Genomic DNA, 23,420 nt, shown 5'->3' with positions numbered 1-23,420 from the left:
GACTCCAGTCTTTCCCATCCGGGTCCGCGGGGCGCGTTAGGGTCGAAGACGTGGCACCCGTGCGTTCCCAACCCGTCGTACGTCCGCTGACCTGTGCCGCCCTCTTCCTCGTCGCCACCATCGACGACGGCGGCGAACAGACCGTGCACGCCGAACTGCCCGGCTTCGCGGGGCTGACCACCGCGATCAACTTCCGCGACCCCACCAAGGGGCTGTCGCTGGTCACCTCGATCGGCTCGGCGGCGTTCGACCGGCTGTTCAGCGGGCCACGACCGGCCGAACTGCACCCGTTCGAGGCGCTGCAGGGCCCACGGCACACCGCCCCGTCGACCCCCGGCGACCTGCTGTTCCACATCCGCGCCGAGACCATGGACGTCTGCTACGACCTGGCCAAACGGATCCTCACCGCGATCGGCGACGCGGTCACCGTCGTCGACGAGGTGCACGGCTTCCGGTTCTTCGACAACCGCGACCTGCTCGGCTTCGTCGACGGCACCGAGAACCCGGTCGGCGACGAAGGCGTGGCCGCGATCAGCGTCGGCGACGAGGACCCGCACTTCGCCGGCTCCAGCTACGTCCACGTGCAGAAGTACGTCCACGACATGTCGGCCTGGGACGCGCTGCCCACCACCGAGCAGGAACGGGTGATCGGGCGCACCAAACAGGACGACATCGAGTTCGGAGACGACGTCAAACCCGCCGACTCGCACGTCGCGCTGAACGTGATCGAGGACGAGGACGGCAACGAACTGGACATCGTGCGCGCCAACATGCCGTTCGGCAAGGTCGGCGCCGGCGAGCACGGCACCTACTTCATCGGCTACTCGCGCAGCCCGGCGATCACCGAGCAGATGCTGCGCAACATGTTCCTCGGCGACCCGCCCGGCAACACCGACCGCATCCTGGATTTCTCCACCGCGCTGACCGGCGGGCTGTTCTTCACCCCCACCCTGGAATTCCTGGATGATCCGCCGCCGTTGCCGGGTACCCCGGAGGCATCCGCGAACCCGGCGCCGGCCGGCACACCCGGCACGTTGACCATCGGCAGCCTGAAAGGACACCCGCAATGAACAACCTCTACCGTGAGCTCGCCCCCGTCACCGACGCCGCCTGGGCGGAGATCGAGGAGGAGGCCTCCCGCACGTTCAAGCGGCACATCGCCGGCCGCCGGGTGGTCGACGTGTCCGACGCCGGCGGTCCGGAGGCCGCCGCGATCGGCACCGGGCGGCTGACCGCCGTCGACGCCCCCGGCGACGGAGTGATCGCCCAGCTGCGCGACAGCAAGCCGCTGGTGCGGCTGCGGGTGCCGTTCACCCTGTCCCGCGCCGAGATCGACGACGTGGAGCGCGGCTCCAATGACGCCGACTTCGACCCGGTCAAGGACGCCGCCAAGAAGCTGGCGTTCGCCGAGGACCGGGCCATCTTCGAGGGCTACCCGGCCGCCTCGATCGACGGCATCCGCGCCACCAGCTCCAACCCGGCGCTGACCCTGCCCGCCGACGCCCGCGAGATCCCCGATGTGATCAGCCAGGCGCTCTCCGAGCTGCGGCTGGCCGGTGTGGACGGGCCGTACTCAGTGCTGCTGTCGGCCGACACCTACACCCAGGTCAGCGAGACCACCCAGCACGGCTACCCGGTCCGCGAGCACATCCGCCGGCTGGTCGGCGAGGGCGACATCATCTGGGCGCCGGCCATCGACGGGGCGTTCGTGGTGACCACCCGCGGCGGCGACTTCGACCTGCAGCTGGGCACCGACGTGTCGATCGGCTACCTGGGTCACGACGCCGACACCGTGCAGCTGTACCTGCAGGAGACGCTGACCTTCCTCAGCTACACCGACGAGGCGTCGGTCTGCCTGCAGACGTCCTGACGTCGGCTCAGGCGGTCAAAACGGCGTCCAGCGCGGAGTAGAACAGGCCCAACCCGTCGTCGGAGGGGCCGGTGAGCGCCTCGATGGCGTGCTCCGGGTGCGGCATCAACCCGACCACCCGGCCGTTGGCCGAGGCGATGCCGGCGATGTCGCGCTGGGAGCCGTTGGGGTTCTCCAGGTAGCGGAACACCACCCGGCCCTCACCCTCGAGCTCGTCGAGGACCGCGTCGGGGGCGACGTAGCGGCCCTCCCCGGATTTCAGCGGGACCAGCAGGTCGGCGTCGGGCTCGAACCGCGTCGTCCAGGCGGTGCGGGTCGAGGTGACCCGCAGCCACACGTCGCGGCAGAGGAAGTGCAGCCCGGCGTTGCGGGTGAGTGCCCCGGGCAGCAGGCCGGCCTCGCAGAGCACCTGGAAGCCGTTGCAGATGCCCAGCACCGGCAGGCCGCGGCCGGCGGCGTCGACGACCTCGGTCATCACCGGCGCGAACCGGGCGATGGCGCCGGCACGCAGGTAGTCGCCGTAGGAGAAGCCGCCGGGAACGACGACCGCGTCGACGCCCTTGAGGTCGGCGTCGGCGTGCCACAGCGACACCGGCTCGGCGCCGACGTAGCGGATGGCGCGGGCGGCGTCGACGTCGTCGAGGGTGCCGGGGAAGGTGATCACTCCCACCCGGGCGGTCACTGCGGCTCCCGGCTGATCGACCAGTCCTCGATCACGGTGTTGGCCAGCAGGGATTCGGCGATCTCGGCGAGTTCGTCGTCGCCGACGGTGTCGTCGACCTCGAGTTCGAAGCGTTTGCCCTGCCGCACCGCGGCGACCCCGGTGTGCCCGAGCCGGCCCAACGCGCCGGCGATCGCCTGGCCCTGGGGGTCCAGGATCTCCTCTTTGGGCATCACGTGCACCACCACCCGGGCCACCGCCGCTCCTTGCTGTTGGACTTCTGGTTCGGCGCCAACTCTATCCGCACGAGCCCAGATAGGCCGCACACAGCGGTGCCGCCAGCGCATCGAGCACCCGGGTGTCGTCGAGGATCGGCCACCCCACCGCGGGCGGGGAGGCGGACCACAGGGTCAGCGCGGCCAGCGTGCTGCTGGCCGGGTGCGACACCAGGTAGGTGTGCACGACCAGCGGCCCGGAGATCACCGCGGCCATCCCGCGGCCGTCCTCGACGGTCAGCGACGGCGACTGGGCGGGAGCGGTGCGCTGGCAGGACAGCACCGCGTCGACGGCGCCGCGGTAGGCCTGGGCGGTCAGCTCGCCGCCGCGCCAGGTCTCGCCGCGCCAGTGCAGGATCTGGGCGTCCAGTTGCCACTGCCCGTCCGGGTTGACGACGGTGGCCTGTCCGCGAACGGCGTAGTTGCGGGGATCGTCTGGCACGGTGGGGGTGGCGCAGAGTTCCTCGAACCGGAATCGCGGCGGGCCTGGCTGGGCGATGTCGGCCGGTCGCGGCCAGCGGTAGACGGTGTTGAGCGGTAGGGCGCCGGGTGCGATCCAGGCGGTGTTCGGGATGCGGTCGCAGACCGCCGGGCAGGTCTCCGGCTCGGCGTGGGCGGTCGGGGCCATCGGGAACGCGGCGGCCAGCAGGACCGCGGCCAGGACACGTCGCACCGAACCTCACCCCCTCCGCGGGCAATCGTCGCACAATCGGGGGTATGGAACTGACGCATTTCGGGCATTCCTGCCTGCTCGCCGACTTCGGCCACACCACCGTGCTGTTCGACCCCGGGACGTTCTCCCACGGCTTCGAGGGCATCACCGGCCTGTCGGCGATCCTGGTCACCCATCAGCATCCCGACCACGCCGACACCGCGCGGCTGCCGGCGCTCATCGACGCCAATCCCGGTGCGGCACTGTATGCGGACCCGCAGACCGCCGCGCAACTCGGCGAGCCGTGGCGGGCGGTGCAGGTCGGCGACCGACTGACGATCGGTGAGTTGACCGTTCGCGGGGTGGGTGGCAAGCATGCGGTGATCCACCCGGAAATCCCGGTGGTGGACAACATTTCGTATCTGGTGGACGACGGCGATGAGCGGGCGGCGTTCATGCATCCCGGTGACGCGCTGTTCGTGCCCGATGAGCCGGTGGCGGTGCTGGCGACCCCGGCGGCCGCGCCGTGGATGAAGATCGCCGAGGCCGTCGACTACCTGCGGGCGGTGGCGCCCGCGCAGGCCGTGCCGATCCACCAGGGCATCATCGCCCCCGATGCCCGCGGCATCTACCACTCGCGGCTCGCCGAGATGTGCGACACGGACTTTCAGGTGCTGCCCGAGGAGTCGTCGGTGCGGTTCTGAGGGGTGGGTCTACCGCCTGTTGCCCTACTCCCGCCCCAACGCCCGCCACCCAACGCCCGCCACCCAACGCCGAGCGTGCGCACAGGCGCACGTTCGAGGCCGAGCGTGAACATACGCGCACGTTCGGCGTGGGCGGGTGCAGGCCTCGCAGCCCTACTCCGACGAGCGTGCGCACAGGTTCACGTTCGAGCGCGAGCGTGAACATACGCGCACGCTGGGCATTCGGCACGGGCGCGGGCGGGCGCCCGGCGAGCCCCTACGCGGTATCGCGGGCGGCGGCCCGCCCGGCCGCGCGGCCGGAGAAGATGCAGCCGCCCAGGAACGTGCCCTCCAGCGCGCGATAACCGTGCACCCCGCCACCGCCGAACCCGGCGACCTCCCCGGCGGCATACAGCCCGGACAGCGGGGAGCCGTCGGCGGTGAGCACCCGGGAGTCCAGGTCGGTTTCCAACCCGCCCAACGTCTTCCGCGTGAGGATGTGCAGCTTGACCGCGATCAGCGGGCCGGCTTTCGGGTCGGTGATGCGGTGCGGCGCCACCACCCGGCTCACCCGGTCGCCCAGGTAGGCGCGTGCGCCGTGGATCGCGGTGATCTGGCCGTCCTTGCTGAACTTGTTGGCCACCTCGCGGTCGCGAGCGGTGACCTCGGCCTCGACGGTGGCGTAGTCCAGCGGCAGCACGTCGGGCAGATCGTTCATCGCCGCCACCAGCTCGCGCAGCGAACTCGCGTGCACGAAGTCCACTCCGCGGTCGACGAAGGCCTGCACCGGCGGCGGCGGGCCGGACTTGGCGCGCGAGGACAGCAATTGACGCAGGCTGCGGTGGGTCAGATCGGGATTCTGCTCCTGTCCGGAGAGGGCGAACTCCTTCTCGATGATCTTGGCGTTGAGCACAAACCAGGTGTAGTCGTAGCCCGAGCCGGCGATGTACTCCAGCGTGCCGAGCGTGTCGAACCCGGGATACAGCGGCCCGGGCAGTCGCTTGCCCGCCGCGTCCAGCCACAGCGACGACGGCCCGGGGATGATGCGGATGCCGTGGTCGGGCCAGACCGGGTCGTAGTTGGTGATGCCTTCGGTGTAGTGCCACATGCGGTCTCGGTTGATCACCCGTCCGCCCGCGTCCTCGGTGATGCCGATCATGCGGCCGTCGACGTGCGCCGGCACCCCGGCCAGCAACTGCTCGGGCACCCGCCCCATCCGCGACGGCCAGTTCTTGCGCACCAGGTCCAGGTTCGCGCCGATCCCGCCGCTGGTCACCAGCACGGCGGGTGCGCGAAGTTCGAAGTCGCCCACCGTGGTCCGCGACGACGCGACCCCGCGCGGCAGCGACGAAGGTTCCAGCACTGCCCCGCGCACCCCGGTCACCGCACCCTGCTCGACGATCAGTTCGTCGACCCGGTGCCGGTAGGCGAACCGCACCCGCGGATGGTCCAACAGCCGGTTGGCGAAGATCTCTACCAGTCCGGGCCCGGTGCCCCAGGTGATGTGGAAGCGCGGTACCGAGTTGCCGTGGCCGAGGGCATCGTAGCCGCCGCGTTCGGCCCACCCCACCAGCGGGAAGATCTTCAGCCCACGCTGTCGCAGCCAACTGCGCTTCTCTCCGGCGGCGAAGTCGACGTAGGCGTGCGCCCACTGCCGCGGCCAGTGGTCTTCCGCGCGGTCGAAGCCGGCCGTACCCAGCCAGTCCTGCAACGCCAACTCATGGCTGTCCCGCACGCCGAGGCGACGCTGTTCGGGGCTGTCGACGAAGAACAGCCCGCCGAACGACCAGTAGGCCTGCCCGCCGAGGTTGGCGGCGTTCTCCTGGTCGACGATGAGCACCCGGCGACCGCGGTCGACCAGTTCGCAGGCCGCGACCAGCCCGGCCAGGCCGGCTCCGACGATGATGGCGTCAGCATCCATGGCGTCCGAGCCTAGTCGCTGCCGGCCGGGTTGCGGCTCGATCTCAAGACGACAGTTCCAGTCGACGGCTCCGCGCGCGGTTTCGTCTGCGGACTCGCCCGCGGACCACCCGCGGACTCGCCCGCGAGTGAAGCTCTATGGCGGAATTTGGGCGGTTTTTCCGCCCAGGAACTTCACTCGCGGGGATGGGCGACGCGGATGGGCGGCGCGGGGATGGGCGACGCGGGCGTAGGCGACGCGGGGATGGGTGACGCGGGGGTTGGCGGCGCGAGGACAGGCGGGCGGGGGTCAGGCGACCTCGGCGACCGCGTCGGCGCGCTGCCAACGGTAGGCGGCCGGGACCGCTCCGTGGGACAGCGCGGCGTCGACGGCGTCGAGCATCGCCTGGAACGGCGCGGGCTTGTCCAACTGCGTGGCGGCGATGGTCAAGCGCACGGTGCCGCCGCGGCTCGCGGTGCGGTCGGCGGCGCGCACCAGCATCCGGCACCACCACGGCTCGGTGAGGAAACCTTCCCCGATACCGAGGACCCGTGCCGGTGCGGTGACGCCGGTCACCAGGTCGGTGACGCCATGCAGCCCGGCCACCAGGCGGAACCCGTTGCGCGGCAACGCCTGCAATGCGCCCGGCGAGACCACCCAGCCGGGCGCGGCGAACAGCCGGGTGCGCAGTCCGACGTGTTCGAGGACACGGTCGGCGCCGAGCAGTCGCAGGTTCGCCTCGTGGGCGGGCAGCAGGGCGAACTCGGCGCGCCTGCCGCGGGTGGCGGCCTCGTCGTAGCCGTGCAGCACGACGGCATCGCCGCCGGCGCGGCGCTCGGTGAGCCAGGCCACGGTCCTCGGGTCGTTCTCCAGTCGGTAGCCGTGCTTCAGGCGCGGCGCCACCAGCAGCGAGGTCGGGATGTTGCGGGCGTCCAGTTCGGCGCAGAAGCGTGCGACGTCGTCGCGGGTGTGCGCGCCGATCCGCGACACCGAAACGATCAGTTCTCCAGTCACGGCCCCAGCCTGCCCGACCCAAGTGTCCGGACGGTGAAGCGCAGGCGACCTGGCGGTGCTCAGGGTGTCAGGCCGCGGTAACTGTGGTCGGCCGGGTCGGTGACGTTCATCGACACCGCGCGTAGGCGTTTGAGGTCGTGGGGGCTCAGATCGGCCTTGTCGAGCGCCTCGAGCAGCAGGTCGATCTGCTCACGCAGCGCGGGAACGTGTTCGGGGCGGTCGTGTTGTTCGACGTGGAAGATCAGCATCCGCAGCACCCGAAGCAGGGTGGCGGCCACCAGGGGCTGGCGAGGCGCGACCTGACGCAGCTGGTCGAAGCCGTGGGCGATGTACTCACCGGCGTCGAGGTTCCACGGCCGCAACAGGATCCGGCCGTCGGCGCCTGCGACCGCGCGCGCCGGGGCGGGGACCAGCAGCAGCCGGCGCAACAGGCTGCCGACCCGCAGGGTGGCCTCGACCGCGGTGGTGGGGTCGTTGATCGCCGAACTCAGTGCGCGCAATCCGATGTCGACGAGCTGACGGAACGCGAAGTCGATGTCCTCCTGCATGGTTCGGCTTCCGCTGACCGCGACCGCGCGGGCGACCTGCCGCTCCAGACGTTTGGCCCGCTGCGGCGGCGGCCAGACGGTGGCCACCGGCTGGCCGCGGTGGATGTAGGCGCCCACCCGGGTCTCCAGCCGGATCGTCGCCCCGGCCGGCAGCACCGCGAGTAGGCGGTCCACATCGACCCGGCTGACCCAGCCGTTGATCGGGGAGGTGAGGCGCAGCGCGTCCTCGGGTGCGCGCATATTGCACTCCGGTGCGGGTTTCTCCCGCGCGGTGGCCGCGGCGACGGCGTCGATCACCGCGGAGCCCTCGGCGGCGATCTCGCGCACCACCTGCCCGACCTCGAGCCGATGCGCGAGGTGATCGAGGTGGGCGATGATGACGATGATCGTGACGATGGTGAGCACGACGGCCACCGTGACCGAGATCGGCGGGGCGGGCACCGAGGTCTCGCCGGTCAACGTCGGCAGCGTCAGCACGCAGTAGACGAAGGTGGCCACCAGCAGGCCGATCACCATCTGGCTGAGCCGGTCGCGGATGAACCAGCGCATCACCCGCGGCGAGAGCTGCGAGCTGGCCAGCTGCAGGCTCACGATGGTCAGCGAGAAGATGACCCCGGCGGTGGTGATCGTCGCGCCCGCGATGGTGGCCAGCAGCGTGGTGGCGACATTGCTGTCCATCGGCAGCGTGAACGGCACGGTGTCGTGGTGTGCCAGCGCCTTGTCGACGGCGTGGGTGATCACCGCCAGGGCCATCCCGGCGACGACCACCAGCACCGGCAGCAGAAACAGGCTCTCCCGGAAGCGGTAGCCGACCGACGCGGCGTGCACGTTGGTCAGCCGCGACCTCGACAGCCCGAGCAGCCTCATCAGCCGGGGAGGACTGCCTCGATGGCCTCGATCACCTCGGCGGCATCAGGCGCGGTGGTCGGCCGGAACCGGTTGACGACCTTCCCGCCCGGGGCGAGCAGGAATTTCTCGAAGTTCCACTGCACGTCGCCGGCCTGCCCGTCGGCGTCGGCGGCCTCGGTGAGCCGGGCGTACAGCGGGTGGCGGTCGTCGCCGTTGACCGCGGTCTTGGCCAGCAGCGGGAAGGTCACCCCGTAGTTGGTGGAGCAGAACTCGGCGATCTCCTTCGGGCTGCCCGGCTCCTGGCCCATGAACTGGTTGCACGGCACACCGATCACGGTGAGCCCGCGGTCCGCGTAGTCCTCGGCGAGCTTCTGCAGCGCGGTGTACTGCGGGGTCAGCCCACACTTGGAGGCGACGTTGACCACCAGCACCGCCCGGTCCTGGTAGTCGGCCAGCGAGGTGGGTCGGCCGTCGAGGGTGGTCAGCGGAATCTCGGTGAGCGACGTCATAGCGCTGACGTTACCGTGCGCGAGTGAAGCCTCATGGCGGCCGCGGGCGTGTTTTTCCACCCTACAGCTTCACTCGGCGAGGATTGCGCGCTCGGGCGAGGATTGCGCGCTCGGGCGAGGATTGCGCGCTCGGGGTGGGTGGAGCTCAGGCGGGGGCCGCAGCGGCGCGGGGGGCGGGCTAGGAGCCCGCGCCGACGATGTCGAGCAGCCAGGCGAACTGGAACGCCGTTTCGTTCCAGCGTTCGTAGCGGCCGGACACCCCGCCGTGCCCGGCGCTCATCTGCGTCTTGAGCAGCACCGGGCGCCCATCGGCGTTGGCCTCGCGCAGCGCGGCCACCCATTTCGCCGGCTCGACGTAGTAGACCCGGGTGTCGTGCAGCGAGGTCATCGCCAGGATCGCCGGATACGGCTGGGCGGTGACGTTCTCATACGGCGAATAGGACTTCATGTAGGCGTAGACCTCGGGGTCCTCCAACGGGTTGCCCCACTCGTCCCACTCGGTGACCGTCAACGGCAACGACGGGTCCAGGATCGTGGTCAGCGCGTCCACGAACGGCACCACCGCGAGGATCCCGGCGAACAGCTCCGGCGCCAGGTTGGCCACCGCGCCCATCAGCAGCCCGCCCGCGCTGCCGCCGTAGGCGGCGAGCCGCTCCGGGGTGCTGACCCCGGTGTCGACGAGATGACGTGCGGCGGCGACGAAGTCGGTGAAGGTGTTCTTCTTGTCCAGCAGTTTGCCGTTCTCGTACCACAGCCGGCCCATCTCGCCGCCGCCCCGGATGTGGGCGATCACGAACACCACGCCGCGGTCCAGCAGCGACAGTCGCGCGATCGAGAACTGCGGGTCCTGACACGACTCGTAGGCTCCGTAGCCGTAGAGCACTGCCGGAGCGGGGAATTCGATGCCACGACGGTGGATGACCGACAGCGGGACACGGGTGCCGTCGTCGGCGGTGGCCCAGTCGCGGTGCTCGACGTACTCCTCGCGACGGTAGTCGCCGAGCACCGGCTGCTCCTTGAGCAGGATGCGCTCCCCGGTGGCCAGGTCGAGGTCGTAGACCCGCATCGGGGTGAGGAACGACGTCGCGCCGATCCGCAGTCGCGGCGTATCCCAGTTCGGGTTGGCGCCCAGCCCCGACGACATCAGTTCGGAGTCGAAGGTGATGTCGCTGGGTGCGCCGTAGCCGTCGGCCTCGATCGGCCACAGCTGCATGCGCGGGAGCGCTTCGGCGCGGTAGCTGACCACCAGGTGGGAGGCGAAAGCGTCCACCCCGTCGAGGCGGACGTCGTCGCGGGGCGCGATCAGCGTGGTCTGCGCGCTCGGGTCCGAGACCGGCGCCTCGACCAGCGTGAAGTTGACCGCGCCGTCGTTGTGCAGGATCAGGAACCGGTCCTGCCCGCCGACCACGACGTGCTCCACCCCGTATTCGACGCCCTCGCGGCGCGGCAGCACCACGGTGAACTCGGCGTGCGGGTCGCCCGCATCGGCGTAACGCATCTCGGTGGTGATCGCCGAGCCGGCGGCGATGATCAGGTAGGCGTCGCTGCGGGTGCGGCCCACCCCGAGCCAGAACCGTTCGTCGGGCTCGTGGTGCACCCGCTCGGCGGGCAGCCCGGCGCCGAGCCGGTGCCGCCAAACCGTGTCGGGGCGCCAGGCGGCGTCGACGGTCAGGTAGTAGACGGTGCGGTTGTCGGTGGCCCAAGTGGCGCCCGCGGCGATGCCGGTGATCTCGTCGGGGTAGTGCCGCCCGGTGGTCAAGTCCTTGAACCGCAAGGTGTATCGCTCGTCGCCGACGACGTCCACCGAGTAGGCGAGCACGGTGCCGTCGGGGCTGACCGACGCCGCACCGAGGGAGAAGAACTCGTGGCCCTCGGCTTCGACGTTCTCGTCGAGCAGCACCTGCTCGCCGGGGATGTCGGTGTGCTCGTCGAGTTCCGGCGGGTTCCAGTCCGACGGTTCGGTGACCGGGCAGCGGCAGTGCACGGTGTACTGGCGGCCTTCGAAGCTGCGCGCGTAGTACCACCAGTCGCCGCGGCGGGTGGGCACCGACAGGTCGGTCTCCTTGGTGCGCGCCTTGATCTCGTCGAAGATGCGGCGGCGCAACGGCTCCTGATCCGCGGTGAGCGCGTCGGTGTAGGCGTTCTCGGCTTCGAGGTGGGCGATGACCTCGGGGTCGGACTTGTCGCGCAGCCACTCGTAGTGGTCGACGAACACGTCGCCGTGGTGACTGCGGGTGGTCTCCACCCGTTTGGCGACCGGCGGCACGGCGCTCATCGGGTACCGATCCAATCGTCGAAGGAGAGCCCGGAAATCCGTTCGTAGGCTTCGATGTAGCGGCTGCGGGTGGCGTCGACGACGTCGTCGGGCAGCGGTGGCGGCGGGTCGGAGCCGTCGCGGTCCCAGCCGGACTCCGCGCCGGTCAGCCAGTTGCGGACGAACTGCTTGTCGAAGCTGTCCTGGGTCTTGCCGACCTCGTACTCGTCGGCGGGCCAGTACCGCGAGGAGTCCGGGGTGAAGATTTCGTCGGCGAGCACGACGTGGCCGCCGGAGTTGACACCGAATTCGAACTTGGTGTCCGCGATGATGATTCCCTTCGTCAGCGCGTGGTCGGCTCCCTGGACATAGGTCTGCATGGTGCGGTCGCGCAGCTGGTTGGCGCGCACCCCGCCGATCATCTCGATCATGGTCGCAAACGGGATGTTCTCGTCGTGCTCGCCGATGTCGGCCTTGGTGGCCGGGGTGAACAGCGGGGTGGAGAACCGGCTGGCCTCCTGCAGACCGGCAGGCAGGCCGATGCCGCACACACTGCCGCTGCGCTGGTAGTCGACCAGCCCCGAGCCGGTCAGGTAGCCGCGGGCCACGCACTCCACCGGCAGCATCTCCAGCCGCTGCACCACCAGGGCGCGGCCGAGCACCTCTTCGGGGATGCGTTCGTCGTCCGGCGGGCCGGCGAGGTGGTTGGGGGCGTCGACGAGGTCGAAGAAGAACACGCTCATCGCGGTCAGGATCCGGCCCTTGTCGGGGATCTCGGTGTCCAGCACGTGGTCGTAGGCGGAGATGCGGTCGGTGGCCACGAACAGCAGGTGCTCGTCGTCGATACGGTAGAGCTCACGGACCTTGCCGCTGCCCAGGTGCTGGTAGTCAGACAGTGCGGGACGGGGCATCGGGCCAGCCTAACCCGCCCGCGCCGGCCGCCCGCCGCGGGTGAAGGCCCGCCGCAGCCCGGCCACCACCACGATCGCCCAGGCCGCCAGGGCGTCCCAGAAGAACACCAGCGACACCGTCTGCAGCGCCGGGCGGCCCAGGTGTTCGGCGGTGGCGAAACTGGCCACGGCGTACATGCCCAGCGGGAACACCAGCGCCCACCACACCCCGTGGAACTGCAGCATGGCCGGCCGCTGGTGGATGCGGTGCAGCATGAAATAGATCAGCGGCGGGATCCACAGGGTGGCGCCCACCCAGGTGGCCAGCGTGATGCCCTGCACGGTCCCGGTCAGCGCCGCAGGGACCAGCGCGCCGAGGTGATCGCCGGCCAGGGTGGCGATCGCCAGCCCGCCCATCAGGATCCAGGTGTCGGGCTCGAAGCCGTCCCGGATCGGCCGTTCATGGGCGGCGCGCCACAGGATCAGCCACACCATCAGCAGATACACCGCCAGCGCGATCAGCCAGACCGGCACCGCCACCACCAGCCACCGGTGCTGGCCGGTGAACCGGACCATCTGGGCGATGACGATCGCCAGCCCGGAAGTGCCGACGCTGGCCAGCAGCCAGGCGCCGTGGGCGCGGTCGCGCAGCTGCGCCCAGCGATGGGCCGCCATGTCGCGCACGGTCAGCACGGCCAGCGTCGCCCAGGCCACCAGCGCCACCAGACCGAGCACCTGTACCCAGATCCGGTGGTGCTCCAGCCGGCTGTCCAGCACCGCGCAGGCCGCGACGAACGTGAACAGCCCGAGCGCGACGTCGGGGTCGGACAGGTCCCAGAGTCCGGCCCGACGCTGCCGCAGCATCGCGGCCGCCACCGCCAGCACCAGCACCGCCAGCCCGACCGAGGCCAGCACACCGAGCGCCTCGCTGAGCAGCCGGTAGCCGTGTTGGCGTGCCCCGATCGACAGCACCCCGGTGGCCATCACCGCCGCGAACACGTCCGGCGACGGGGTCGCCGTGCGCAGCCCGGCGGCCATCGTGCGCAGCGCGGCGGTCATGTCCCCGAGGCGAATTCCACCACCAGGTGCCGGATTCCGGTGTGCCGGTTGCTGCGCGCCCACTCGACCGGCGCCACCACCGACACCCCGGCGAACCGGGCCAGCAGTTCCTCGTAGAGCACCCGCAACTCCAGGCGGGCCAGGTTGACCCCGAGGCAGAAGTGCACGCCCTGTCCGAAACCCAGATGCGGGTTGGGTTTGCGGCCCACGTCGAAGGTGTCGGGGTCGGCGAAGGCGGCCGGATCCCGGTTGGCCGAGCCCTCCCACACCAGCACCTTCTCGCCGGGCCGGATGCGCCGGCCGGCCAGGCTGACCTCGCGGGTTGCGGTGCGCCGCTTCGACGGCGACGGCGACGTCCAGCGGATGATCTCCTCGACCGCGCTCGGCAGCAGCTGCGGGTCGGCGCGCAGCCGGCGCAGTTGCTCGGGGTGCTCGGCCAGCGCCAGCAGGCCACCGGCGATGGCGTTGCGGGTGGTCTCCGCACCCGCGCTGAACAGCAGGTTGAAGAACAGGTACAGCTCGAGGTCGCTGAGCTCGTCGCCGTCGGGGTCGTCGATGGTGGCGTTGGCGACCACCGAGAGCATGTCGTCGGTCGGGTGGGCGCGTTTGGCGGCGATCAGTTCCTGGCCGTAGGCGTAGATCCGGGAGCCGGCCTCCTGCACCGAGAGCCGGGAGACGACGGCCTCCCGCGAACCGCGGAAGTCGAAGTTGGGTTCGATCGCCTCGAACAGCCAGTGCCGGTCGGCTTCCGGGACGCCGAGCAGGATGCAGATCATCTGCATCGGCAGTTCGACGGCGACGTCGACCAGGAAGTCCAGCGGCACACCGGGTTCGATGTCGTCGAGCAGCAGTCGGGCGCGGTGGCGCAGGTCCTCCTCGACCCGCCGGATCATCCGCGGCGTCAACCCCCTGCTGACCAGTTTGCGGATCGCGGCGTGGCGCGGGTCGTCCATCATGTTGAGCACCTGCCCGGCCACCGGCAGGTCCTGCAGGATGGTGCCGCCGTAGGGGCGTTCGCCACCGGTCACCGAGGAGTAGGTCTCCGCGTCGCGCAGCACCGCGAACGTCTCGCGGTAGGTGGCCACCGACCAGAAGCCCTCCCCGTCGGGGGTGTGCTCGGTCGGCTCGTGGAAGTAGACCGGGGCCTCGCGGCGGTGGATCGCGAACAGCGGGTGCGGGAATCCACCGGCGAAGTTGTCCAGGTCGGTGAAGTCGATCCCCGTCATCGCGGCCGGAATCCCCATGGCGGCTACAGGATCGCGCCCGGTCGGTAGCGAGCGGCCTCGGGGTGCCGGGCGACCAGCGCGTCGACCTCGGCGGCGATCGCGTCGACCTGGTCGGCGGCCACCCCGGTGAACGCGGCCCGGTCGGCCAGCGCCGCGTCCAGCGCGGCGGCATCCAGCGGCAACCGCGGGTCGGCCGCCAGCCGGTCCAGCAGGTCCGGCTCGGCGCCGCGTTCGCGCATCGCCAGCGCGACCGCCACCGCGTGCTCCTTGATGACCTCGTGGGCCTCCTCGCGGCCCGCGCCGGCGCGCACCGCGGCGATCAGCATCTTGGTGGTGGCCAAGAACGGCAGGTACCGGTCCAGTTCGCGGCCGATCACCGCCGGGTAGGCGCCGAACTCGTCGAGCACGGTCAAAAAGGTCTCGATCTGCCCGTCGAGGGCGAAGAACGCATCCGGCAGCGCGACCCGGCGCACCACCGAACAGAACACGTCGCCCTCGTTCCACTGCGCACCGGCCAGTTCGGCGGCCATCGAGGCGTAGCCGCGCAGCACCACCTGCAGGCCGTTGACCCGCTCGCAGCTGCGGGTGTTCATCTTGTGCGGCATCGCCGAGGAGCCCACCTGTCCCTCCGCGAAGCCCTCGGTGACCAGCTCGTGGCCGGCCATCAGCCGGATGGTGTGGGCCAGCGACGACGGCCCGGCGCCGACCTGCACCAGCGCGGAGAGCACGTCGTGGTCCAGCGAGCGCGGGTAGACCTGCCCGACGCTGGTCAGCACGGTGGCGAACCCGAGGTGCTCGGCGACGCGCCGCTCCAGTTCGGCCACCTTGGCGGTGTCGCCGCCGAACAGGTCGAGCATGTCCTGGCCGGTGCCCATCGGGCCCTTGATGCCGCGCAGCGGGTACCGGTCGATCAGCTCGCGCACCCGGGTCAGCGCCAGCAGCGTCTCCTGGGCGGCGGAGGCGAACCGCTTGCCCAGCGTGGTGGCCTGCGCGGCGACGTTGTGGCTACGACCGGCCATCACCTGGTCGCGCTGGGCCAGCGCGTGTTCGGCCAGCCGCGCCACGACCGCCACCGCGTGGTCGAAGACCAGCTCGAGGGACTGGCGCACCTGCAGTTGCTCGACGTTCTCGGTGAGGTCGCGGCTGGTCATGCCCTTGTGGATCTGCTGGTGGCCGGCCAGCGCGTTGAACTCCTCGATGCGGGCCTTCACGTCGTGGCGGGTGATGCGCTCGCGCGCCGCGATCGAGTCCAGGTCCACCTGATCGAGCACCCGCTCGTAGTCGGCGACCGCGCCGTCGGGCACGTCGACGCCGAGCTCGGTCTGGGCGGAAAGCACCGCCAGCCACAGCCGCCGCTCGGCGACGATCTTGGCCGTCGGCGACCAGATCGCGGTCATCGCGGCGCTGGCGTAGCGGGTGGCCAACACGTTGGGAACGGTCACGCCGGTCAGCTTACGGCCCGGCCGACGGCCGGCGGGGCGGCGGTTTCTCAGAACCCGGCGGCGTGCTGCGGATACGGGGCGACCGCGTCGATGACGCTGAGCACCGCGCTGCGGGCGGTCTGGCGCGGGTCCTGACGCTCGTCGACCAGGGCGGCGATCACCGCACCGTCGACCGCGCAGACCATGGCGGCCAACTGCTCGACCCGCACGCTGCGCCCGGAGCGGTCGAGGGCCTCGACCACCGCCTCGGTGCGCTGCCGCAGCAGCCGCAGCTGGATGTCGCGCAGCGCAGGCTGGCGGGCGCCGGCGATGTAGCGCTCGTAGCGGGAGATCAGCCCGTCGCTGAGCCGGCCGCCGTCGCGTTCGCCGACCAGCAGGTCCACCAGCACGTCGGCGATGGCCTGGCTGCCGCGGCGGCGGCGGGGCAGCGCGTTGACCCGCGAGCGCAGCTGAGCGATCTCGAGCATCCCGGCTTCGTTGACCGCGCTGACGATGAGCTCGTCGAGCGAGGAGAAGTAGTAGGTGGTCGACGCCAGCGGCAGCCCGGCCCGCTGGGCCACCGCCCGGTGGCGCACCGCACCGAAACCGCCCTCGCACAGCAACTCGGCCGCTGCGCGGACCAGCGCGTAGCGGCGGCGTTCTCCTTTGGGAGTGACGGCGGCGGTCACAGTCGCTCATGCTGCCAGTTCGCCCGGCACCGCATTGTGCTTTCGAGTAAACGCCCTGCCGCCTGGCAGGATGTCTCCATGCCCGCGATGAGCCGCCGCTCCCTGCTGCGTATGGGGGTGGGCGTCGGCGCCGGTGCGCTGGGTTTCGCCGCTCTGCGCCCGCCGGTCACCGCCCGCGCCGAGCCGACCCGCGCGGCGCCGACGATGACCACCGGATCGTTCACCTCGGCCGCGCGCGGCGGGGTCGACACGCACTGGGCGATCGCCCGCCCGCCGGGCCAGACCGAGCCGCTGCGGCCGGTCATCGCGCTGCACGGCAAGGGCAGCGACGCGGCGACGGTGATGGCCGGCGGCGTCGAGCAGGGCCTGGCTCAGGCCGTCGACGCCGGGTTGCCGCCGTTCGCGGTCGCCGCCGTCGACGGCGGTGGCGGCTACTGGCACGCCCGGGCCTCCGGGGAGGACTCCGGGGCGATGGTGCTCGACGAGTTCCTGCCGCTGCTCGCCGAGCAGGGCCTGGACACCTCCCGGGTCGGTTTCCTGGGCTGGTCGATGGGTGGCTACGGCGCGCTACTGCTCGGCGGGCGGCTCGGCCCGGCCCGCACCGCCGCGATCTGCGCGGTGAGCCCGGCGCTGTGGCTCTCCCCGGGCGCGACCGCGCCGGGCGCCTTCGACGGGGCACAGGACTTCGCCGACAACTCGGTGTTCGGCATGCCCGCGCTGGGCGAGATCCCGCTGCGGGTGGACTGCGGCGACGCCGACCCGTTCGCCGACGCCACCGCGGAGTTCATCGCGTCGCTCCCCACCCCGCCCGCGGGCGGGTTCTCCCCGGGCGGGCACAACGCGTCGTTCTGGAGTTCGCAGCTGCCGGCCGAACTAACCTGGATCGCGCCACTGCTCACCGCCTAGAACCTGCTCACCGCCTAGAACCCGGGGGTGCGATGTCCGCGCCGTTCTCCTGGGACCTGCCGTATCGCTGGCCGCGCACCCCGCTGCTCGCGGCCAACGCGGTCTGCACCTCCCAGCCGCTGGCCGCACAGGCCGGACTGCGGATGCTCGCCGAGGGCGGCAACGCGGTGGACGCGGCGATCGCCACCGCCGCGGCGCTCGCGGTGGTGGAACCGGTCTCCAACGGCATCGGCTCCGATGCGTTCGCGCTGGTCTGGGACGGCGCCCGGCTGCACGCGCTGAACGCCTCCGGCCGCTCGCCCGCCGGGTGGCGCCCGGAGTTCTTCGGCGCGGGTGGGGTTCCCCGGGTGGGCTGGAACTCGGTGACCGTGCCGGGGGCGGTGTCGGCGTGGGCCGCGCTGCATAACCGGTTCGGCACCCTGCCGTTCGAGCGGCTCCTGGCTCCGGCGATCGGGTATGCCGCCGGCGGCTACCCGGTCTCACCGGTGGTGGCCGCGCAGTGGGCCAGGCAGACCGAGATCTACGACGGCCAACCGGGTTTCGCCGACACCTTCCTGCCCGGCGGGCGCGCACCCGAGCCGGGCCAGTGGGTGCGGTTGCCCGACCACGCCGCCACCCTGGAGCAGATCGCCGCCACCCGCGGCGAGGCGCTCTACCGCGGCGCGCTGGCCGAGACGATCGCCGCCGACGCCGCTGTGCACGGCGCGGTGCTCACCGCCGGCGACCTCGCCGAACACCGCCCGGACTGGGTGGAGCCGATCGGTGTCGACTACCGCGGCTACACCCTGCACGAGATCCCGCCCAACGGGCAGGGTTTGGTGGCGTTGATCGCGCTGGGGATCCTGTCCCACTTCGACCTGGCGGCGCTGCCGGCGGACTCGGCCGATTCGCTGCATCTGCAGATCGAGGCGGTCAAGCTCGCGTTCGCCGACGCCTACGCCCACCTCGCCGACACCGGCCACATGTCGGTTCGCGCCGAGCGGCTGCTGGACCCCGGATACCTGGCGCGCCGCGCCGCGGGAATCGATGTGCGCCACGCCCACCCCGCTCAGGCCGGGGTGCCCGACGGCGGCACGGTGCTGCTCACCGCGGCCGATGCCGCCGGGACCATGGTCTCGATGCTGCAGTCGAACTACGCCGGGTTCGGCTCCGGGGTGGTGGTGCCGGGCACCGGGATCGCGCTGCACAACCGGGGCGCCGGGTTCGTCACCACACCGGGGCACCCCAACGCCGTCGGGCCGCGGAAACGCCCGTACCACACCATCATCCCCGGCTTTCTCAGCAAAGACGGGCAGCCGGTGATGAGCTTCGGGTTGATGGGCGCCGCGATGCAGCCGCAGGGCCACGTGCAGCTGGTGGTGCGCATCGTCGACCACAGTCAGAACCCGCAGGCCGCCTGCGACGCGCCGCGGTTCCGGTGGATCGAGGGCAACGAGATCGGGCTGGAAGGCGGGCTGCCGGACGCGACGGTCGAGGAGCTCACCCGACGCGGGCACCGGTTGACCAGGGTCGCGGACTATTTCCGGTTCGGCAGTGCCCAGGCGATCTGGCGGCTGGCCGACGGCTACCTGGCGGTCAGCGATCCGCGCCGCGACGGCCAAGCCGTCGGCTTCTAGAGCCGGATGCGTCCCTGCGCCGCGGCCTGGCCGATGTCGCGGCGGAAGTGACTGCCCGGCAAGCGGATCTGTTCGACGGTGGTGTAGCAGTCCGCGCAGGCGGCGGTGAGGTCGTCGCCGACGCCGACCACCGAGAGCACCCGGCCGCCGCAGGAGACGATGGTGCCGTCCTCGTTGCGCCGGGTGCCCGCGTGTAGCACCTTCTCACCTTCGGCGCCGACGATGACGTCGCCGATCCGCGGCCGGGCCGGGTAGTTCTCGGCGGCGACGACCACGGTGACCGCCGCGCCGTCGCGCCAGCGCAGTTCGGGGAACTCGGCGAGCCGGCCGGTGGCGGCGGCGTGCAGCAGCTGGCCCAGCGGGGATTCCAGCAGCGCGAGCACCGCCTGGGTCTCCGGATCGCCGAACCGGCAGTTGAATTCGACCACCGACGGGCCGTCGGGGGTGATGGCCAGCCCGGCGTAGAGCAGACCGGAGAACGCGCAATCGCGCCGGACCAGCTCGGCGGCAACGGGTTTGACGATATCCTCGACGATCGCGGCGGTGATCTCGGCAGGCAACCACGGCAACGGCGCATAGGCGCCCATCCCGCCGGTGTTCGGGCCGGTGTCGCCGTCACCGACGCGTTTGAAGTCCTGCGCGGGCAGCAGCGGCACCACCGAATCGCCGTCGACGACGCAGAACAGTGACACCTCGGGGCCGTCGAGGAAGGACTCCAGCAGCACCGGGTGGCCGTCGTCGAGCAGGCCGGCGGCGTGGGCGCGGGCCAGGGTGCGGTCGTCGGTGACCACCACGCCCTTGCCTGCGGCCAGACCGTCGTCCTTGACCACCCAGGCCCGGTTGCCCGCGGGTGGGCCGAACCGGTCCAGCGCGGCGTCGAGGTGAGCGGGGTTGTCGACGACCTCGCTGAGCGCGGTGCGTACCCCGGCGGCGGTCATCACGTCCTTGGCGAAGGCCTTGGAGCCCTCGATGCGGGCGGCCGCGCCGGTGGGCCCGAAGCAGGCGACGCCGGCGGCGCGCACCGCGTCGGACACCCCGAGCACCAGTGGGACCTCCGGGCCGATCACCACCAGGTCGGCGCCGATCTCGGTGGCCAGCTGCGCCACCGCCTCCCCGGAGGTGATGTCGACGTCGTAGGTGGTGGCCAGGGCGGCGGTGCCGGCGTTGCCCGGCGCGATGGACAGCGCGTCGACCTGCGGGTCGCGCTGCAGGGCCAACAGCAGTGCATGTTCGCGGGCGCCGGATCCGATGACGAGGACGTGCACGGCGCTCAGCCTACTTGGGGCCGGTGTCACCGGCGGGGCGGCGGGCCTTGGCACCATGCGGCCAGGTCCAGCAGCACCGGGAGTGAACGTTGGATGGCGGCGAGCACATCGACCCGGATAAATGCGCGAAACACGGGTGAGTATGTCCGGCTCGGCGCATACCATTCCTATGTCGCTACAGCCATCATCGGCGCCGGCCGGTGAGCTCGGAGGGTTCGATGCGTCCTGTGCTTCGCCCACTGCTGTCGGTCCTCGGGGTGCTGGGCATCGCCGCCGCCATGACCTCGGGCGTTCCGGCGGCCGCGCTGCCGCCCGGCTTTCCCAGCTTCGACGGCTTCACCGCGGTCGCGGCCGAGAACTACTTCGTCGTCCCCGAAAAGGGCCCCCGCACCATCCACTTCTCGACCCCCTACAACGTGCAATGCTTCTTCGAAGCCGGGGCCGAGCCGATCCCGGCCTGGAACGGTCAGGACCTGCACTGCATGGGAGATCTGCCCGGGACCGACAAGCCGGTCGACGGCGCCGGACCCGCGGGGGAATGCCTGGTGGCGACCGTCGGCCCGGCGTCGGGCGGTTGGGGTCCGGATTACGGGTTGGGCACCACCCCGTATCGCTGCAACGCGCAGTTCTCCTCCGGAACCCTGCTGGCTTCCGGACAGAAGATCAGCTATCGGAACGTGACGTGCGGGGTCGGTGCCGACCGGTTGCTCGCCTGTCTGGACACCAGTTCCGGGGAGCACGGCTTCGTGCTGCGGCCCGCAGGCAGCACCGCGTTCTGACCCCGATTCCGCGCTCCCGCCCGGTCGCACGGGTCACCACCGCAGCCGATCGGCACATCACCCCGCCATCTCGGCCATACAGTCCACATCACACTGTATGGTCCAAGGAATCCCGCGAAAGGAGACACCGTGACCACGACTCTGGGGTCCTGTCCGTTCGGGCCAGGCTTCGACTTCACCGATCCCGACGTGCTGGAACGCGGGCTGCCGGTCGACGAATTCGCCCAGCTGCGCAAGACCGCCCCGGTGTGGTGGAACGAGCAGGCGCCCGGCGCCAGCATCTTCGACGACGGCGGGTACTGGGTGGTCAGCAAGCACGCCGACATCAAGGCCATCTCGCGCGACTCCGACCTGTGGTCGGCCAACGCCAAGGGCGCGATCATGCGGCTGCCCGACGGTGTCACCGCCGACCAGCTGGAGCTCACCAAGGCGCTGCTGATCAACCACGACCCGCCGGAGCACACCCGGCTGCGCAAGATCATCTCCAAGCTGTTCACCCCGCGCGCGGTCGGCGCGCTGGAGGACAAATTGGCCACCGCCGCCCGCGACATCGTGGCGGCCGCCGCCGAGAAAGGGGCCGGCAACTTCGTCGACGACATCGCGATGAAGCTGCCGCTGCTGGCGATCGCGGATCTCATCGGCGTGCCCGAGGAGGACCGGGAGAAGCTGTTCCACTGGACGAACCTGATCATGAACACCGACGACCCGGACTTCGAGTGCGATCCCGCCGAGGCCAACGCCGAGCTGATGGGCTACGCGTACACGATGGCCGAGGAGCGGCGGCGCTGCCCGGCCGACGACATCGTGACCCGGCTGGTGCAGGCCGACGTCGACGGCGAGGCGCTCGGGGAGACCGAGTTCGCCTTCTTCGTGATCCTGCTGGCGGTGGCCGGCAACGAGACCACCCGCAACGCGATGACCCACGGCATCAACGCGTTCATCGAGAACCCCGAGCAGTGGGAGCTGTACAAGGAGCAGCGCCCGGAGTCCGCGGCCGACGAGATCGTGCGCTGGTCCACCCCGGTGGTCTGCTTCCAGCGCACCGCCACCGCCGACACCCGACTCAACGGGGTCGACATCGCCCGGGGCCAGCGGGTGGGGTTGTTCTACGGGTCGGCGAACTTCGACGAGGACGTCTTCGACGACCCGTTCACGTTCGACATCACCCGCCACCCCAACCCGCACCTGGGTTTCGGCGGGCAGGGCACCCATTACTGCATCGGCGCCAACCTGGCGCGGATGGAGATCAACCTGATGTTCAACGAGATCGCCGATCAGCTGCCCGACATCACCAAACTCGCCGAGCCGCAACGGCTGCGCTCGGGGTGGATCAACGGCATCAAGGATCTGCAGGTCGCCTACCGCCGGTAGTGCGCACCCACGGTTGGGCCGGTGACACCCCGGCCGATGACGATGAGGCCACCACGCGGATCCTCGACGCCGCCGACGCCGTCATCGACGCGCGCGGCACCGACGTCGCGATCACCGATGTGGCGCGACTGCTCGGGGTCACCCGCCAGACCGTCTACCGCTACTTCCCGAGCGCCGAGGCGCTGCTGACGGCGGCGGGCACCCGGGCGGCGGGCGGGTTCCTCGACCGGTTGGTCGCGCACCTGGCCGGGCTCACCGACCCCGCCCGGGCGGCCACCGAGGCGGTGGCCACCACGCTGGAGTGGCTGCCCGACGAGACCCATGTGGCGGCGCTGCTGGCCCGCGACCGCGGCAACGCGTTCGTCTCCCGGGTGACCTCACCGGTGGCGCTGGAGTTCGCCTGCTCGCTGCTACGCCGCCTCGACGTCGACTGGGCCGCACACGGTTTCGGTGACGACGAGCTTCCCGAACTGGCCGAGCATCTGCTGCGCGCCATCCAGTCCTTCATCGTCGACCCCGGCGACCCGCCGCGGCGCGGCGCCGCGCTGCGCGACTACCTGCACCGGTGGGTGGCGCCGGCGGTGGACGCTCAGGCGTCGGCGCCGTCGGCCTTGCGAGCGTCCTTGGCGCGGCGCGCGATCACCCGCTCGACCACCGAGTTGAAGCCCGAGCCCAGCGGGAACCCCACGTAGTGGGTGATGAACAGCGCCATCTCGCGCAGTTCGTCCTCGGTCATCTCCTCGTTGCCCAGCGCGGCGTTGACCTGGATGTCGGCCAGGTCGTGCTGGCCCAGCGCGGTCACCACCGACAGCGTGATCAGCCGCTTGTCGCGCATCGAGAGGCCCTCGCGGCTCCAGATCTTGGCGAACAGGTGGTCCACCGTGAGCGCGAAGTAGTCGCCGGGCATGTCCGGCATCTCCCAGCCGTAGACCTCGTTCATCTTGGCCAGCCCGGCGCGGCGCACCTCGTCCATCACCCGTCTC

Annotated in this window: 23 protein-coding genes; 8 read left to right on the top strand and 15 right to left on the bottom strand. The window is 71.1% G+C overall.

The window, feature by feature from the left end:
• Positions 1 to 50 precede the first annotated feature (50 nt).
• Together AWC30_RS11520 and AWC30_RS11515 are read left to right on the top strand one after the other, a co-directional pair.
• Complete coding sequence (locus AWC30_RS11520) at positions 51 to 1,070, top strand: Dyp-type peroxidase (protein WP_085110368.1); 1,020 nt, start codon at positions 51 to 53, stop codon at positions 1,068 to 1,070.
• On the top strand, positions 1,067 to 1,870 hold the full coding sequence (locus AWC30_RS11515) for a family 1 encapsulin nanocompartment shell protein (RefSeq protein ID WP_085110367.1): 804 nt from the start codon (positions 1,067 to 1,069) through the stop codon (positions 1,868 to 1,870). The genes AWC30_RS11520 and AWC30_RS11515 overlap by 4 nt, the downstream gene beginning before the upstream one ends.
• A gap of 7 nt (positions 1,871 to 1,877) precedes the next feature.
• Here AWC30_RS11515 and purQ read toward each other — a convergent pair whose 3' ends face one another.
• The 3 genes from purQ to AWC30_RS11500 are packed head-to-tail and all read right to left on the bottom strand — an operon-like array spanning position 1,878 to position 3,479.
• A complete protein-coding gene (purQ, locus tag AWC30_RS11510; protein ID WP_085110366.1) occupies positions 1,878 to 2,552 on the bottom strand; it encodes a phosphoribosylformylglycinamidine synthase subunit PurQ in 675 nt (224 codons plus the stop codon).
• On the bottom strand, positions 2,549 to 2,788 hold the full coding sequence (gene purS, locus AWC30_RS11505) for a phosphoribosylformylglycinamidine synthase subunit PurS (RefSeq protein ID WP_085110365.1): 240 nt from the start codon (positions 2,786 to 2,788) through the stop codon (positions 2,549 to 2,551). Before purS ends, purQ begins: the two co-directional genes overlap by 4 nt.
• 40 nt (positions 2,789 to 2,828) lie before the next feature.
• The gene (locus AWC30_RS11500) at positions 2,829 to 3,479 is read right to left on the bottom strand and encodes an ATPase (RefSeq protein ID WP_234808052.1); all 651 of its coding nucleotides are present in this window, start codon (positions 3,477 to 3,479) and stop codon (positions 2,829 to 2,831) included.
• Positions 3,480 to 3,523: 44 nt separating this feature from the next.
• On the opposite strand from AWC30_RS11500, the gene AWC30_RS11495 reads away from it, so the two are divergent.
• The gene (locus AWC30_RS11495) at positions 3,524 to 4,162 is read left to right on the top strand and encodes an MBL fold metallo-hydrolase (RefSeq protein WP_085110364.1); all 639 of its coding nucleotides are present in this window, start codon (positions 3,524 to 3,526) and stop codon (positions 4,160 to 4,162) included.
• A gap of 256 nt (positions 4,163 to 4,418) precedes the next feature.
• Here the strand turns inward: AWC30_RS11495 and AWC30_RS11490 are convergent, their stop codons facing one another.
• The 10 genes from AWC30_RS11490 to AWC30_RS11445 all read right to left on the bottom strand — a co-directional run bounded on the left by AWC30_RS11490 (position 4,419) and on the right by AWC30_RS11445 (position 16,500).
• On the bottom strand, positions 4,419 to 6,062 hold the full coding sequence (locus tag AWC30_RS11490) for an FAD-binding dehydrogenase (RefSeq protein WP_085110363.1): 1,644 nt from the start codon (positions 6,060 to 6,062) through the stop codon (positions 4,419 to 4,421).
• Positions 6,063 to 6,350: 288 nt separating this feature from the next.
• Positions 6,351 to 7,055, bottom strand: a complete 705-nt coding sequence (locus AWC30_RS11485; protein ID WP_085110362.1) for a DUF2334 domain-containing protein — start codon at positions 7,053 to 7,055, stop codon at positions 6,351 to 6,353.
• Positions 7,056 to 7,114: 59 nt separating this feature from the next.
• Positions 7,115 to 8,470 (bottom strand): DUF2254 domain-containing protein, encoded by a 1,356-nt coding sequence (locus AWC30_RS11480; RefSeq protein WP_085110361.1) that lies wholly within the window; start codon positions 8,468 to 8,470, stop codon positions 7,115 to 7,117.
• Positions 8,470 to 8,961 (bottom strand): glutathione peroxidase, encoded by a 492-nt coding sequence (locus tag AWC30_RS11475; protein WP_085110360.1) that lies wholly within the window; start codon positions 8,959 to 8,961, stop codon positions 8,470 to 8,472. The genes AWC30_RS11480 and AWC30_RS11475 overlap by 1 nt, the downstream gene beginning before the upstream one ends.
• Positions 8,962 to 9,139: 178 nt before the next feature.
• Positions 9,140 to 11,236, bottom strand: coding sequence for a S9 family peptidase (locus AWC30_RS11470; RefSeq protein ID WP_085110359.1), 2,097 nt, complete (start codon positions 11,234 to 11,236; stop codon positions 9,140 to 9,142).
• On the bottom strand, positions 11,233 to 12,126 hold the full coding sequence (locus tag AWC30_RS11465) for a phosphoribosylaminoimidazolesuccinocarboxamide synthase (protein ID WP_085110358.1): 894 nt from the start codon (positions 12,124 to 12,126) through the stop codon (positions 11,233 to 11,235). Before AWC30_RS11465 ends, AWC30_RS11470 begins: the two co-directional genes overlap by 4 nt.
• Before the next feature lie 9 nt (positions 12,127 to 12,135).
• Entirely contained in the window at positions 12,136 to 13,164 is a 1,029-nt protein-coding gene (locus AWC30_RS11460; RefSeq protein WP_234808051.1) for a tellurite resistance/C4-dicarboxylate transporter family protein, read from the bottom strand.
• Positions 13,161 to 14,408: a cytochrome P450 gene (locus AWC30_RS11455; RefSeq protein ID WP_085110357.1), complete on the bottom strand. Its 1,248-nt coding sequence runs from the start codon at positions 14,406 to 14,408 to the stop codon at positions 13,161 to 13,163. The genes AWC30_RS11460 and AWC30_RS11455 overlap by 4 nt, the downstream gene beginning before the upstream one ends.
• A 5-nt stretch (positions 14,409 to 14,413) precedes the next feature.
• Positions 14,414 to 15,832: an adenylosuccinate lyase gene (gene purB / locus AWC30_RS11450; RefSeq protein ID WP_085110356.1), complete on the bottom strand. Its 1,419-nt coding sequence runs from the start codon at positions 15,830 to 15,832 to the stop codon at positions 14,414 to 14,416.
• Between the two features lie 47 nt (positions 15,833 to 15,879).
• The gene (locus AWC30_RS11445) at positions 15,880 to 16,500 is read right to left on the bottom strand and encodes a TetR/AcrR family transcriptional regulator (RefSeq protein WP_085110355.1); all 621 of its coding nucleotides are present in this window, start codon (positions 16,498 to 16,500) and stop codon (positions 15,880 to 15,882) included.
• A gap of 78 nt (positions 16,501 to 16,578) precedes the next feature.
• Between AWC30_RS11445 and AWC30_RS11440 the strand changes: the two genes are divergently transcribed.
• Entirely contained in the window at positions 16,579 to 17,406 is an 828-nt protein-coding gene (locus tag AWC30_RS11440) for an alpha/beta hydrolase (RefSeq protein ID WP_085110354.1), read from the top strand.
• 32 nt (positions 17,407 to 17,438) lie between these two features.
• Complete coding sequence (locus tag AWC30_RS11435; protein WP_085110353.1) at positions 17,439 to 19,022, top strand: gamma-glutamyltransferase family protein; 1,584 nt, start codon at positions 17,439 to 17,441, stop codon at positions 19,020 to 19,022.
• Here the strand turns inward: AWC30_RS11435 and purD are convergent.
• Complete coding sequence (purD, locus tag AWC30_RS11430; RefSeq protein ID WP_085110352.1) at positions 19,019 to 20,287, bottom strand: phosphoribosylamine--glycine ligase; 1,269 nt, start codon at positions 20,285 to 20,287, stop codon at positions 19,019 to 19,021. The two genes, AWC30_RS11435 and purD, sit on opposite strands and share 4 nt — an antisense overlap.
• 218 nt (positions 20,288 to 20,505) lie before the next feature.
• Here purD and AWC30_RS11425 point away from each other — a divergent pair, with 218 nt between their 5' ends.
• From AWC30_RS11425 to AWC30_RS11415, 3 genes are all read left to right on the top strand, one after another.
• Entirely contained in the window at positions 20,506 to 21,066 is a 561-nt protein-coding gene (locus tag AWC30_RS11425; protein ID WP_234808050.1) for a hypothetical protein, read from the top strand.
• Between the two features lie 129 nt (positions 21,067 to 21,195).
• Complete coding sequence (locus tag AWC30_RS11420; RefSeq protein WP_085110351.1) at positions 21,196 to 22,437, top strand: cytochrome P450; 1,242 nt, start codon at positions 21,196 to 21,198, stop codon at positions 22,435 to 22,437.
• Positions 22,437 to 23,129 carry a TetR/AcrR family transcriptional regulator gene (locus tag AWC30_RS11415; RefSeq protein ID WP_085110350.1) on the top strand — a complete coding sequence of 231 codons (693 nt, stop codon included), beginning with the start codon at positions 22,437 to 22,439 and terminating at the stop codon, positions 23,127 to 23,129. Before AWC30_RS11420 ends, AWC30_RS11415 begins: the two co-directional genes overlap by 1 nt.
• Here the strand turns inward: AWC30_RS11415 and AWC30_RS11410 are convergent.
• Positions 23,027 to 23,410: a carboxymuconolactone decarboxylase family protein gene (locus tag AWC30_RS11410; protein ID WP_085110349.1), complete on the bottom strand. Its 384-nt coding sequence runs from the start codon at positions 23,408 to 23,410 to the stop codon at positions 23,027 to 23,029. The two genes, AWC30_RS11415 and AWC30_RS11410, sit on opposite strands and share 103 nt — an antisense overlap.
• Positions 23,411 to 23,420: the final 10 nt, after the last annotated feature.

This window comes from Mycolicibacillus trivialis, assembly GCF_002102395.1.
Taxonomy (GTDB): domain Bacteria; phylum Actinomycetota; class Actinomycetes; order Mycobacteriales; family Mycobacteriaceae; genus Mycobacterium; species Mycobacterium triviale.
The sequence above is the reverse complement of the archived record's forward strand: the minus strand, read 5'-3'. Positions and strand labels throughout refer to the sequence as shown.